Source organism: Flagellimonas meridianipacifica (assembly GCF_003001695.1).
GTDB classification, from domain to species: domain Bacteria; phylum Bacteroidota; class Bacteroidia; order Flavobacteriales; family Flavobacteriaceae; genus Flagellimonas; species Flagellimonas meridianipacifica.
The window spans coordinates 1,703,484-1,716,090 of record NZ_PVYX01000001.1; the positions used below are offsets into that span (position 1 = coordinate 1,703,484).

Sequence of the window (12,607 nt, forward strand, 5' to 3'; positions counted from 1 at the left end):
AAAACTTAAATAAGGGTATCAAGCAGCATACTTTTTAGCTGCCATAACTTTCCTTGGATGCGGTTGATTATTTTCTACGTAATACTTGAAATCTTCAACCAAGATTTTAGCCATTTTATTGAATTGTAATTTTATCATTGGCTTCATCAAATTCCCTATGAATCCCTTGGGTTCAAGATGTGCCTTCATTATAATCTCTGTTTGATTGGCATATTTTGATACTAATCTCCAGCTGTTTTTGCCTGATTTCATTATGCTCGGCAAACCGGTTATGATTTCATATGACAAAAAATAGTTGTCCGAATCGAACTCCAATAGTCTTTCCGAAATATCACCCATTCCATCTACATTGCAACCTCTAATATTACAGGAAGCACCATTTATACCCAAGGCGTCATCACCTTCAGAATGATTTACGGGAGAAGCCCATTTATAAATTTGAGTGTATTGATTCCCTAAAACCTCCCAGCATTCTGCTATGGTTTTGTTGATTAACATTTTGCGTTGTATTACCATTGTATCAAGTTTTATTACTACAAAGGTCAGATAACGTAAAAGGAATGAATTGGGAATACCGTTCAGAAAATGGTGAATTCTGTTCTAAATAAACTATTGAAAATCAATTTGTTTGTTTTCTGAATTTATTGGGTGTGGTGTTAAAGTGAGAAGCAAAAGCTTTAGTGAAATTTGAAGTATCCGAAAAACCAACATCATAACAAATTGAAGCGATAGATTCGTTGGTGTTTTTTAGTAAGTGGGCAGCCTTTTTCATTCTCTTCTCACGAATGTAGCTGGCGGGTGTTCTTCCATAATTTTCTAAAAACCTTCTCTTAAATGTTGAAATACTCATGTTGCAGAGAAAGGCCAATTGCTTAATGGTGATTGGGTTGTAGCAATGTGAATTGATAATTTCTTTAAAAGACACCTGACTGGGGTTAAAGATGTCAGACAAGATTTCTTTAATTTTCTCGGCCTCTTCAGAATTCGTATTAAGCAAGATGAGTATGATTTCCTTCACTTTATGGACTATCAACTCATCAGTAACTAATGCGGGGTTTTCAAATAGAAGTAATAGCCCATCTATGTAATTATTAAGAATAGTGTCTACAACTATTCGGCTTACTATACATTGCGTTTTGCTGATATTGTTTTCTTGTAAAAATTTTGGTAAGCCTTCATTAAAAGCCAGTTTAATCAGGTCAGGATAAAAATGAATTGCCACAACTTCGGATGATTCTTTGTAATTGGATTTGGGGGCTGAAGTAAAATATTGCCCACATTTCATAATCATACATTCCCTGTCCTTTATAGTTTCTTTGTTCAGCTGACTGAATATATCGAAGTTTCCTTTTACGTTGTAGAGTAGACAGGCCTCATCTTGCATAACTCGGTTAACTGTCATCGGCGTGCTATATTTTACGCGTTCTAAGACGATTTTTCCGTTTAGGTCAAAATGTTGGTGATTTAGAATCATGCTTTATCAAAGGTAGAAAAGCTACCTAATGAATAATGGTGAATTTGGTTCAGAATAGATGTTGATTTGGTTCGAGTTGGAATGTAAGGGAACAATCGGGAGATAGCTCCGTTTTAATAAGCTATATGGTCCGATAAGTGAAGTTCGGGAAAGTCCAGTTAAAAGTGCTAAGCCAAATCAACGGCTACTTGCTATGGATTTACAGTTAAGCTACGGTTATTCTAATCCGTGTTTAGAGCAACACAAAAACTAGTTTGTGCTAATTCGTGAAATTCGTGTCCAAGAATGAACTGCACTATAGCCCCTTAATCTGAATATTTTGAAATGAGTCTGCTTGTAGCCTAAGAAGCTCTTCGGCTTTCTCTTTTTTGTATCGGTAAAGTTCTTCCTCATCTTTAATGTCAGCATAAACCTTTTCGTTCAATGCACCATCAGTGGCAAGTAACAGTTTGCGTTGTTCCACTTTTTGGGTTACCCAAGTGGCTACAACGCTCTCTTGCTCCTCAAACTTATAATCGTATTCACCTCGTGGAGCCAATAGCTTTGCCAAAATTGGAGCAGTCTCTATGGCCAGGAACAGCAAAAAGATAAAGAATGAGGGAAACCAGGGTAGTTTACCCAAGGCGTTGATACGAGCCATCAAACCGTCAAACCCATCAATAATAGGTTGTGAGTTTTCAACCGCAGAATTATAATCCACACCAAGTGCAGCAATTTGTGCTTCTATGTTTTCAATCTTCGCCCCATTGGTTTCTTTCAATTGATTTAACTCAGCCAAATAGGCGTCATGCTTTTCCCGCTTCTCCTTGTAAACAGGTCCTTTTCCCAAAAGTCCGGTACCCGCTGTACCTTCAGCCTCAGAGATGTACGTGTCGTACAAGGCGTTGGTCTCCGCTTCTTTAGAGGCAATCTCGGCTTTTAGATTTGTTATTTCCTGATTGAGGCCTTCAATGGTAGGCGTGTATTGGAGTGCTAACTGTTCTTTATTGGACAGAGTCATTGCATTTTTTTCTTCCAACAACACCTGATTGATTTCCTTCTCGAAGATTTTCATTTCCAAGGGTTTTGAAATCACTACGGCGATTATAATAGCCAGAAGGATTCTAGGAGCTGCTTGGAGCAATTCGCTTTTAATATTGTCCCTTTTTTTGATGGTAGATACGATGTATCGGTCCAGATTGAAAATCAAAAGGCCCCAAATCAATCCGAAGAAAATAGCGGTGTATACATTGTCAAAAACGGTATGAAGCGCATAACCGCTGGCAATAAAGGCCATGACTGCGGTAAAGAAAACGGTAGCGCCAATTCCAGCATATTTATTGCGTTCCCCATTGGAACAAGTTTCTAAAATTTGGGTGTCGGCTCCTGAGCAGAAAATGAAAAATCGTTGCAACATGATAGTGTTCGTTTGGTTCTGATAGATTATTAGAACGCAATTTTCATTGAATTGTTACAGTAAAGATTCCTAAATCAGGTCTTTAACGTTTATTTGGCAAGCTCCGTATAATATTTATAGAAATACGGAATGGTCTCAATGCCCTTAAGGAAGTTCCATACCCCAAAATGCTCGTTAGGTGAGTGAATGGCATCGCTGTCCAACCCGAATCCCATAAGAATGGTTTTGCTTTTCAAGACTTCTTCAAATAGAGCTACAATAGGAATACTGCCTCCCGTTCGTTCTGGTACAGGTTTTTTTCCAAAAGTGGTCTCGTAGGCTTTTGCGGCGGCTTGATACCCAACGCTGTTCGTTTTGGTTACATAAGGTAATCCTCCATGGTGAGGGGTTACCTTTACTTTCACACCTTTAGGTGCAATGGATTCAAAGTGTTTCGTAAACAGTTCAGTAATTTCATCTGGATCTTGATTGGGCACCAATCGCATGGAGATTTTGGCAAAGGCCTTGCTCGCAATAACGGTTTTGGCACCTTCACCGGTATACCCTCCCCAAATACCATTGACATCCAAGGTAGGTCTAATGGAATAGCGTTCTGGAGTTCTGTATCCTTTTTCTCCGTAAACATCGTCAATGTCCAAAGCCTTTTTATACGCTTCTAAATCAAAAGGAGCTTCTGCCATTTCTGCTCTTTCGGCATCGGAGAGTTCCTCGACTTTATCATAGAACTTAGGAATTGTGATATGCCCGTTTTCATCATGCAATGAAGCAATCATTTTGCTTAATATGTTGATGGGATTGGGAACCGCTCCGCCGTAGATACCCGAGTGTAAATCCCGGTTGGGTCCTGTAACCTCAATTTCAACATAACTCAGCCCTCGAAGCCCTGTAGTGATGGAGGGAATATCATTGGCAATCATACCTGTATCGGAAATCAAAATAATGTCGTTGGCCAATTTATCTTTATGGTCTTCCAAAAAATCTGCAAGGCTGTCACTGCCCACTTCTTCCTCGCCTTCTATCATGAATTTTACATTGCAGGGAAGTTGATTGTTTTTGATCATAAACTCGACGGCCTTTACATGCATAAACATCTGTCCCTTGTCGTCACAGGCACCGCGAGCAAAGATGGCACCCTCAGGATGTAGTTCTGTCTCCTTGATGACGGGTTCAAAAGGAGGGGATTCCCATAGTTCCATAGGGTCGGGGGGTTGCACATCATAGTGTCCATAGACCAAAACCGTGGGTAAGTTGGGGTCAATGATTTTTTCGGCATAGACCACAGGGTAACCTTTGGTTTCGCATATCTCAGTTTTATCACAACCTGCCTCAATCAATGATTTTTCAACGGCCTTTGCAGTCTCGAGGACATCTTGTGAAAAAGCAGTATCAGCGCTGATTGAAGGGATTTTTAAAAGGTCAATAAGTTCGTTTACGAATCGGTCTTTGTGGGTGTTGATGTAGTCGTTGATTTGTTCCATGAAATAGTTAAAAAGGATACTAAATGTACAAAAAACAAGTTTTTAAAGACAGCCGATATGCAAATCGGAAAATTGAATTATATTTGCACTCCTTCCGCGGATGTGGTGGAATTGGTAGACACGCTAGACTTAGGATCTAGTGCCGCGAGGCGTGGGGGTTCGACTCCCTTCATCCGCACTTAGAAATAAAAAAAGGTCAGCTTTGAACAGCTGGCCTTTTTCATGACCAGGATTATCACAACCTCTAAAACACTAAAACACCAAAACGCAACTCAAAATTATGGGTTTGTGCTTAGCGCCACTACTCAAATGGGTTTAACTCTCAAGCAATTTTAATCACTCCGATAAAATAGTCTGCAATATCTCGAAATAACGGTTGGCAATAAATTGTGCGCCTGCCTCATTGTAATGTACATCGTCAGCGAGCATGGCATCTGTAAACCCTGTGGCCATATCTACTGTTAATACTTTTGATGTTGATGTACTTTGACTTTCGGCAATAGTAACCACATCCTCGATAATCTGATTGTATATGGCCAAAAATTCAGGTGTTTGTTCACTTGTCATTGGAGGTGCCGCTTGTTCTATAATGATTGTTGCGTTTGGATTTATAGCCTGTATGGCATCTACTATGGCATTGATATTCTCCAATACGCCTTCATAGGTAATTGAAGTTAAATCATCATTGCCTCCAGGCGAACTAAAGAGCACAATGTCAGGAGTTCCAGATTCCCTCAGCCATTCATCAATCCCTAAACGTATTTCGGAAGAATTGATACCACCCCTCCCTTCATGATCTCTGTCAAACGATAGGCTATTAAAATCAGGATAGTTAGCGTTGTCATTTTCAGTGCCTATAAAGTCAAATTCGGCACCGCTACCTACCAAAAGCTTCCAAAGTTCGTAACGGTAGCTTTCATATTGAGGTCTTGCCCCAGCCACCCGAGAAGCACCTAACGGCATAATCTTGTTCTCGGAGTTGTTTGGGAGCGGTGTTTCTGAAACATTCTCGGGGTCACTGCTACAGGAAAAAAGTAGGAACACAAAGCCAAGAATAAAAGTATTGTGATAATTCATCATGATTTCCGTTTTGTTAGAGAACAGGTAAATGGGTGTTTACCCTACCCTTTTGTTAAAAATTTAATCGCAACAGAAAATTAGGGGTAAATCCTAAAGATAGTTGCTCCAACTGGTCAATTTCCTGTAATCCGATTTGGGGATTAGCATCCACACGATAAAATACTGAGAGTGATACTTGACGAGTATAGATATTTTGAACGGATATTCCTAATGTGCCTTGGTGGTTTTCGTTGTAAGATAATTTAAATCGATATTTCGCAGATGCGTCCAAACGATGGTAATCTGGCAAGCGTTGGCTGTTAATTGGGCCAAATTCAATGTCGCCCTCAACAAAATCGAATCCTACTACTAGTCTAAACAGAGCACCTGTTCTAAAATCCCAGCCTAAGGAAAACCTCTACTTATCTATTTATAACCTTTTATTCACGGGTACTGTGTATAATCGTTTTAGGGAAACCAATACTATTAATTTAGCATCGCGCTCTTTTAGAGGGTATACAAATCAATATGCTGGAATTGGATTGCTATGGAGAATACAGGAATCAAAATCAAAGTCAATCAAAAACCGACCGAAGTACCTTGACTACGGTCGGTTTAACTAAAGAGGGTAATTCAGTTTTAGATGCTCTGCCCACCAGATACTTCAATGCGCTGTGCATTGACCCAATTGGCGTCGTCGCTACATAAGAAGGCAACAACACCTCCTATGTCTGTGGCCTGGCCTACTCGTCCTAGAGCTGTGTTTGAACTTATAAAGTTATTTACTTGTTCATTATCCCGTACCACACCACCACCAAAGTCGGTTGCAATGGCACCAGGTGCTATTACATTGGCATTGATACCGCGGCTACCCAGTTCCTTGGCAAGATACGTGGTAAACACTTCTATGCCACCTTTCATGGAAGCATAGGCGCTGTACCCAGGTAATGCAAATCTGGCAAGGCCTGTAGATACATTTATGATACCCCCATTATCGGCAATTAAGGGCAATAAGCTCTGCGTTAAAAAGTAGGGGCCTTTTAGGTGGATGTTGAACAATTGGTCAAACTGTGCACTTGTGGTCTCCGCTATTGGGGCGTGCATCCCAATACCTGCATTGTTCACAAGATAGTCAAAGGACGTTCTATCAAATTGTTTTTTTAATGCGTCGGTAACATCATTTTTAAAGTTTTCAAATGATGCGCTGTCCTCCACTGCCAACTGAAGTGCAATGGCCTTTTGACCTCTTGATTCAATTTCAGAGATGACCGCTTCAGCAGCATCCTTATTTGAATGATACGTTATAATGACATCGTTACCACGTTCTGCAATACGAAGTGCCATATCTTTTCCCAATCCTCGGCTTCCACCGGTTACTAATGCGATTTTGTTTTTTGAAGTTTCCATAGTTCTATTTGTTTTTGTTTGATACAAAGGTGCATACAGAAACAGCCTCACAAAAGGTGCGGTTTTAAGGAAAAGTGGCGGTTTTTTAAGAATGTTGATTTTTGTATTGTCTTGGAGTCATCTGGGTTGCTTTTTTGAAGAATTTGGTAAAGTGTGTGGGTTCACTGTAGCCCATTTGGTAGGCAATACTTTTTATGGGTTGGGATGTATTTTTTAGCAATGCCTTGGATTCTTCTATCATTTTTTTATTGATCCAATGACTTGCGGAATACCCGGTTTTGGCTTTTATGACCGTTGAGAAATAAGCTGGGTGCAAGGATTGGGCTTTTGCAAAAGCCGAAACCTTCAAATCATCTTGACCTATGGAACCTGACCTTAACACCCTTTCGATATCCTTCTTAAACTGTTGTGCTATCTCACTATCTCGATCTAGCTCAATGACAAACTTTTCATTGGCCATCAAAATTTCTTTTATGTTAAGGAGGTACACTACAAAAAGGGAACTCAGTATCTTCTTCTGAAGTTGTGAATTACTATTATAGGCAGTCTCTATCTGCTCGCAAAAATTCAAAAGCCGTCCCGTTTGCTCTGTGCTAAGTTTTGTTGGTGGAACTATTTCGGAAAGCAAAAACTGAAATTCACCGAACACGTCATTGTTTAGGTTCTCCTTTAAAAACCGTTCCGTGGTAGTAATGATATAGCCATGTACTACTTCCTCAATACCAAAAGATTTTAAATGGCCAGGATTTGTAAAATATAAGGTTTGTGGACCGACCTCAAACTTATGACTGTCTATGGTGTAGTAACTTTTACCGCTTTTTACTAGGATAAACGAAAAGTAATTGGCCCTGAATACTGGAGATTGTACAGGCTTGGCGTGTACATCCTGCATTCTATGAATTGTAAAATCAATTTCTTGCTGAATATCTTTCGCAACTTCATTATCACTGTAAAGCGCAGATAAAGAATCGTAAGATTTGATTTTGGCCATGCTCTAAGTTAGCCAAAATAACAGACTTTGATTTGTAACCATATCTAATTAAAACAAGGTATAGATATGGTTTTCAATTTGAGGTGGTTTTTTTACCCATGCTATTCCTTTAACCCATGCTTATCTAGAAAAGCATCTATTTCAGGGATGGTCGGATTCTTTAAAAAATCCTCCCCGTAGGTAACCGTTGGAAACTTTAATTGCCCATCGTAGAGCGAGCGCACAGCTTCATCCGCTTCAGGTTGGGTTTCTACATTATAATCTTCAAACTCAACCCAGATGGATTGCAGATAATTACGAAGGTTGGCGGACTTGGTGCACCAATTGGTACCGTATAATTTTAACTTCTTCTCATCCATGGGCTTTTACTCTCAATAGTTTGGCAAAGGTAGGCTGTATTCTTTCTGCTTGGGTCACAATAAATGGGGTTACCGACATTAACAGGATGGATACGGCCAAAAAGATTTGGTAATTGTTTTTACTGATGAGTTCATATTCCAGGCCACTCTGGGCCAATACGAAGGAGAATTCCCCAATTTGCGCAACGGAGAACCCAACAGCCAAAGCGGTTTTCCAGTCAAGCTTCATGACCTTAACCGCCAAAATTCCGGCTATGGCCTTTACCACTAGAGTGAAAAAGAACCAAAATACAATCCAGCCAAAATCTGTTACGAAAATCTTCCAGTCGAGCAACATCCCCATGGAGATAAAAAAGAAACTCATAAACACATAACGGAATGGAAGAAAACAGGAAATGGCCATTCGGTGGTATTCGGTTTCTGCAATTATTAGCCCTGCAATAAATGCTCCCAATGCCAGGGAAAGGCCCAGTTCCTCGGTCAACAGTGCAATTCCGGTGACTATAAAAACCAATGCGATTAGAAATACTTCCTGACTTTGCACCTTCATAACTGTCTTCAAGAAAAAGGGAATTACGAAACGGGCCAACAAGTAAGAGATGCCACCCATCAAGACCAACTTTCCCAATAGCCAAAGCAACGCTTCCAATGGACTGCTATCCCCAGCACCTGCAAGAATGGGTGTAAACAACATTAAAGGCACAATCATTATATCTTGAAATAAGAGTACGGCCAAAATGAACTTCCCGTGAGGGGTTGTTATCTTATTGGTGTCCTGAAGCACTTTAACCACGATGGCGGTACTGCTCAATGCATATAAAAAGCCCCAAAAAATACTTTCCTCGACCGAAGGCCGCATTAGCAACCATATCAAGCCAGCGGTGAGCACAATGGTAAGAAATACCTGTGAAGCTCCCCCAATCAATACATAATTCTTGATACGCTTCAAATTACTGAATGAAAATTCGAGTCCTACGGTGAATAATAAAAGAATAATTCCAATCTCGGCATATACATCCACCTCCTCCATATCCGCAAAATATCGGCTCGTATTTGGGCTCAGCAAAACCCCGGTAATTAGATAGCCAATTATGTATCGAATCTTAAGGAATTTACAAATGATAATAACTGCCGTTGCCACACCAAAAATGGCGAACAGGTTAAGAAGTACATGGTGCTGCATGGATGGGTTTTTAGGTGATGTTAATTTACAAATATTCGTCGGCTTGAAAAACCGAATTACACTGTTGGATTAAAAAAAATCACAATGGAATACTTCATAAAACCACAGGTGTTTTTTAACACGAACTTCATTATCTTTCAGAAAGGAAAACAAGACCTTTCCATTTCAAAAAAATGATATGAAGACGACCTACGAACTGACAGATTTTCCACAGCTTGAAAAAGTTCCAAAGGAACAATTGGACTGGTTGATGGAACACTTAGAGATTGAAGAGATTCCCATAGGCGGTTATCTTTTTGAAAAAGGAAGCCCCATTGATAACCTTACGCTCATTTTTGAGGGTGATTTTGAGCTTTACTTGTTGCAGAACAATAGTAGAAAGGCTTTTGGTCGAATCAAAAAACATGATATTTCTGGGTTATTGCCCTATTCAAGGGCTAAAAACGCAGGGGGATATGCCATAGCCATAAAACCCGGTGTGGTTGGTAAATTGCATAGGGAGAAGTTGCAGTTGCTAATAGGGAAGTTTTATGAACTTACCGAGGTCTTGGTTCATGAAATGAACAATCGTATTCGGAATATCACTCAAATTGAAGTACAAAATGAAAAGTTAATTGCTTTGGGAAAGCTATCAGCTGGTTTGGCACATGAACTCAATAATCCTGCTTCGGCCATGGTGCGAAGTGCATCTTTGCTACAACAGCATTTAATGGGACTGCCCGAAGATTTTAAGAAGGTCATTAAAATTCGGGCTGATGACAAAGCTATTGACAGTGTCAATGACTTTATGTACAAAAAACTCCAAGAAAAACCTGAAGAGCTCTCTATGATGGAAAAGGCAGATCTCGAGGATGATTTGTACGATTGGTTTTCCAGCTGTAGTTTGACAGACCAATATGATTTGGTTCCCTTATTGGTCGAATATCAGTTCAATACCGACGATTTGCTATTTGTAAAATCATTGTTGAGGGAAGAAGATGTAAATCCGGTGCTGAAATGGATTGTCCAAAACATGACCACCCACAAAACGGTAGGTGATATCAAAGAGGCGTCTTCACGAATTGAAACTTTGGTGACATCCGTAAAGACCTACTCTTATATGGACCAAAGCTTGGATTTTCAGATGGTGGACGTCCATACGGGGATACAGAGTACTCTGAATGTCTTAAACCATAAGATTACCAAGGTAGGACACAAGGTGGTAACAGAATTTGACGAGAATGTACCCAAAATTCATGGTCTACCAGGGGAATTGAACCAAGTTTGGACCAATCTGATAGATAATGCCATAGATGCACTTCCTTCCCAAGGAGGAGAAATCAAGGTAAAGACCAAAGCTTCGGGTAGTTTCGTGTATGTGTTTGTGGAGGATAACGGTCATGGAATAGCTGAAGAACACCTTAATCGTATTTTTGAACCCTTTTTTACCACCAAGGAAATAGGAAAGGGTACAGGTCTGGGATTGGATGTGGCCTTGAAAATCATCAAACAACACAACGGACAACTCAAGGCAAAGTCCAAACCTGGTGAGACCATTTTTGAAGTCTGCTTGCCCATTAATCATAACACAGAAGAAGATAACTAGTGAAAAAACCTATCATTATTGCTGTTGACGATGACCCACAAGTCTTGTCGGCTATACGCGGGGATTTGCGTTCCCGATATAGAAACGATTATCGAATCATGGCTTCTAACTCGGCCAAGGAGGCTCTTGAAGCGGTAACTGAGTTGAAGAACAAAGGAGAGGAAGTAGCACTGTTCTTGTCAGACCAACGTATGCCGGAAATGCTCGGGGTGGATTTCTTGGAGAAGGCATTGATTTCCTTTCCCCAGGCGAAAAGAGTCCTCTTGACGGCCTATTCCGATACGGATGCTGCCATCAAAGCAATCAATGATGTTCAATTGGATTACTATTTATTAAAGCCCTGGAATCCACCGGAGGAAAAACTGTTTCCGGTTATTGATGATGTGCTCCAAGACTGGTTGGCCAATTATTCCCCTCCCTTTTCAGGACTGCGTATTGTGGGGTATCCCTTTTCTCCAAATACCCATAACATCAAAGATTTTTTGGCTGGAAATATGTTCCCCTATCAATTTTTAAATGTGGAAAACGAGGATGCGGCCAAGGAATTGGTAGAAATCAATACCCTAGGTTCCAAAGACCTTCCCACTGTTTTCTTTGAGGATGGAAACCTGCTAAAGAATCCAAGCCTATCTCAGATTGCCGAAAAATTGGGGTTGAATGTAAGGGCAAAAGAGGATTTGTATGACGTCATTATCATTGGGGCAGGTCCGGCTGGACTAGCAGCTGCGGTTTATGGGGGAAGCGAAGGTTTGAAAACTTTACTTATTGACCGAAAAGCTCCAGGTGGACAAGCAGGAACCAGCTCAAGAATCGAAAACTATTTGGGATTCCCTAAAGGGTTAAGTGGGTCAGACCTCGCCAGAAGAGCAATTACACAAGCAACCCGATTCGGAATTGAATTTCTTTCCCCGGTTGAGGTAACCAAAATTGAGGTACAGGACTCTTACAAGATTATCACCCTGTCGGATGGCATCGAATTAAAAACTAAGGCCGTGGTAATCGCTACTGGAGTGGATTACCGAAAACTTCCAAATCAAGGGATGGATAGTTTGACCGGAGCAGGGGTTTACTATGGAGCGGCGACGACTGAAGCCCATACTTGTAAGGATGGCAATGTGTACATTATTGGAGGAGGAAACAGTGCTGGACAAGGTGCCATGTATTTATCAAAATATGCCAAAAAGGTGAACATCGTAATTCGTAGGGATTCCTTGGAAAGCACTATGAGTTCCTATTTGATAGACCAGATAGATAATACGGAAAACATAGAGGTCATCCCAAATTCGGAAATCATTGAAGCCATTGGGGACTCTAAGCTGGAGCAAGTAGTGCTTCGCAATAATGCGTCAAACTCCGAGGAAACCCATGAAGCCAGGGCGATTTTCATTTTTATTGGTGCCCGACCTTATACCGATTGGACAGGAGACAATTTTCTAAAGGACGGGAAAGGTTTTCTGGTCACTGGAAGGAATGTACTCGATCATGAGTCAGGCGCAATTCAATGGAAACAGAGTAAACCACCGTATTTGCTGGAAACCAGTGTGCCTGGGGTGTTTGCAGCTGGTGACGTACGGAGTGGTGCGATGAACAGAGTTGCCTCTGCGGTGGGAGAAGGTTCCATGTCCATCAGTATGGTGCACAAATATTTGAATGAAAACTAGCCCCGGTCCTTGCA

11 protein-coding genes and 1 tRNA gene are annotated in these 12,607 nt (G+C 40.7%); 3 read left to right on the forward strand and 9 right to left on the reverse strand.

What is annotated here, in order from left to right; all coding sequences use genetic code 11:
* Window positions 1-18: 18 nt before the first annotated feature.
* The 4 genes from CLV81_RS07870 to CLV81_RS07885 all read right to left on the reverse strand — a co-directional run bounded on the left by CLV81_RS07870 (window position 19) and on the right by CLV81_RS07885 (window position 4,348).
* On the reverse strand, window positions 19-516 hold the full coding sequence (locus CLV81_RS07870) for an SRPBCC family protein (protein WP_106144473.1): 498 nt from the start codon (window positions 514-516) through the stop codon (window positions 19-21).
* Between the two features lie 103 nt (window positions 517-619).
* Window positions 620-1,474, reverse strand: a complete 855-nt coding sequence (locus tag CLV81_RS07875; protein ID WP_106144474.1) for a helix-turn-helix domain-containing protein — start codon at window positions 1,472-1,474, stop codon at window positions 620-622.
* Between the two features lie 295 nt (window positions 1,475-1,769).
* Window positions 1,770-2,870 (reverse strand): DUF4407 domain-containing protein, encoded by a 1,101-nt coding sequence (locus CLV81_RS07880; RefSeq protein WP_106144475.1) that lies wholly within the window; start codon window positions 2,868-2,870, stop codon window positions 1,770-1,772.
* An 89-nt stretch (window positions 2,871-2,959) separates the two neighbouring features.
* Entirely contained in the window at window positions 2,960-4,348 is a 1,389-nt protein-coding gene (locus CLV81_RS07885) for a dipeptidase (protein ID WP_106144476.1), read from the reverse strand.
* Between the two features lie 96 nt (window positions 4,349-4,444).
* On the opposite strand from CLV81_RS07885, the gene CLV81_RS07890 reads away from it, so the two are divergent.
* Window positions 4,445-4,526 (forward strand) — tRNA-Leu (locus tag CLV81_RS07890).
* 158 nt (window positions 4,527-4,684) lie between these two features.
* On the opposite strand, the gene CLV81_RS07895 is transcribed toward CLV81_RS07890, so the two are convergent.
* The 5 genes from CLV81_RS07895 to CLV81_RS07915 form a co-directional block, all read right to left on the reverse strand.
* Window positions 4,685-5,428, reverse strand: a complete 744-nt coding sequence (locus CLV81_RS07895; protein ID WP_106144477.1) for a GDSL-type esterase/lipase family protein — start codon at window positions 5,426-5,428, stop codon at window positions 4,685-4,687.
* Between the two features lie 618 nt (window positions 5,429-6,046).
* Window positions 6,047-6,814 carry an SDR family NAD(P)-dependent oxidoreductase gene (locus CLV81_RS07900; protein WP_106144478.1) on the reverse strand — a complete coding sequence of 256 codons (768 nt, stop codon included), beginning with the start codon at window positions 6,812-6,814 and terminating at the stop codon, window positions 6,047-6,049.
* A gap of 85 nt (window positions 6,815-6,899) precedes the next feature.
* Complete coding sequence (locus CLV81_RS07905) at window positions 6,900-7,805, reverse strand: helix-turn-helix domain-containing protein (protein WP_106144479.1); 906 nt, start codon at window positions 7,803-7,805, stop codon at window positions 6,900-6,902.
* A 101-nt stretch (window positions 7,806-7,906) separates the two neighbouring features.
* A complete protein-coding gene (locus CLV81_RS07910; protein ID WP_106144480.1) occupies window positions 7,907-8,164 on the reverse strand; it encodes a glutaredoxin family protein in 258 nt (85 codons plus the stop codon).
* Window positions 8,157-9,347: a cation:proton antiporter gene (locus CLV81_RS07915; protein ID WP_106144481.1), complete on the reverse strand. Its 1,191-nt coding sequence runs from the start codon at window positions 9,345-9,347 to the stop codon at window positions 8,157-8,159. Before CLV81_RS07915 ends, CLV81_RS07910 begins: the two co-directional genes overlap by 8 nt.
* Before the next feature lie 178 nt (window positions 9,348-9,525).
* Between CLV81_RS07915 and CLV81_RS07920 the strand changes: the two genes are divergently transcribed.
* Together CLV81_RS07920 and CLV81_RS07925 are read left to right on the forward strand one after the other, a co-directional pair.
* Entirely contained in the window at window positions 9,526-10,932 is a 1,407-nt protein-coding gene (locus tag CLV81_RS07920) for an ATP-binding protein (RefSeq protein ID WP_106144482.1), read from the forward strand.
* Complete coding sequence (locus tag CLV81_RS07925; RefSeq protein WP_106144483.1) at window positions 10,932-12,593, forward strand: FAD-dependent oxidoreductase; 1,662 nt, start codon at window positions 10,932-10,934, stop codon at window positions 12,591-12,593. Before CLV81_RS07920 ends, CLV81_RS07925 begins: the two co-directional genes overlap by 1 nt.
* The last annotated feature ends 14 nt before the right edge of the window (window positions 12,594-12,607 follow it).

Excerpts from the sequence above, each read along its gene's own strand:
- CLV81_RS07905 (WP_106144479.1), bottom strand. The coding sequence starts at position 7,805 with ATGGCCAAAATCAAATCTTACGATTCTTTATCTGCGCTTTACAGTGAT.
- CLV81_RS07870 (WP_106144473.1), bottom strand. The coding sequence starts at position 516 with ATGGTAATACAACGCAAAATGTTAATCAACAAAACCATAGCAGAATGC.
- CLV81_RS07910 (WP_106144480.1), bottom strand. The coding sequence starts at position 8,164 with ATGGATGAGAAGAAGTTAAAATTATACGGTACCAATTGGTGCACCAAG.
- CLV81_RS07920 (WP_106144482.1), top strand. The coding sequence starts at position 9,526 with ATGAAGACGACCTACGAACTGACAGATTTTCCACAGCTTGAAAAAGTT.
- CLV81_RS07895 (WP_106144477.1), bottom strand. The coding sequence starts at position 5,428 with ATGATGAATTATCACAATACTTTTATTCTTGGCTTTGTGTTCCTACTT.
- CLV81_RS07885 (WP_106144476.1), bottom strand. The coding sequence starts at position 4,348 with ATGGAACAAATCAACGACTACATCAACACCCACAAAGACCGATTCGTA.
- CLV81_RS07880 (WP_106144475.1), bottom strand. The coding sequence starts at position 2,870 with ATGTTGCAACGATTTTTCATTTTCTGCTCAGGAGCCGACACCCAAATT.
- CLV81_RS07900 (WP_106144478.1), bottom strand. The coding sequence starts at position 6,814 with ATGGAAACTTCAAAAAACAAAATCGCATTAGTAACCGGTGGAAGCCGA.
- CLV81_RS07875 (WP_106144474.1), bottom strand. The coding sequence starts at position 1,474 with ATGATTCTAAATCACCAACATTTTGACCTAAACGGAAAAATCGTCTTA.
- CLV81_RS07915 (WP_106144481.1), bottom strand. The coding sequence starts at position 9,347 with ATGCAGCACCATGTACTTCTTAACCTGTTCGCCATTTTTGGTGTGGCA.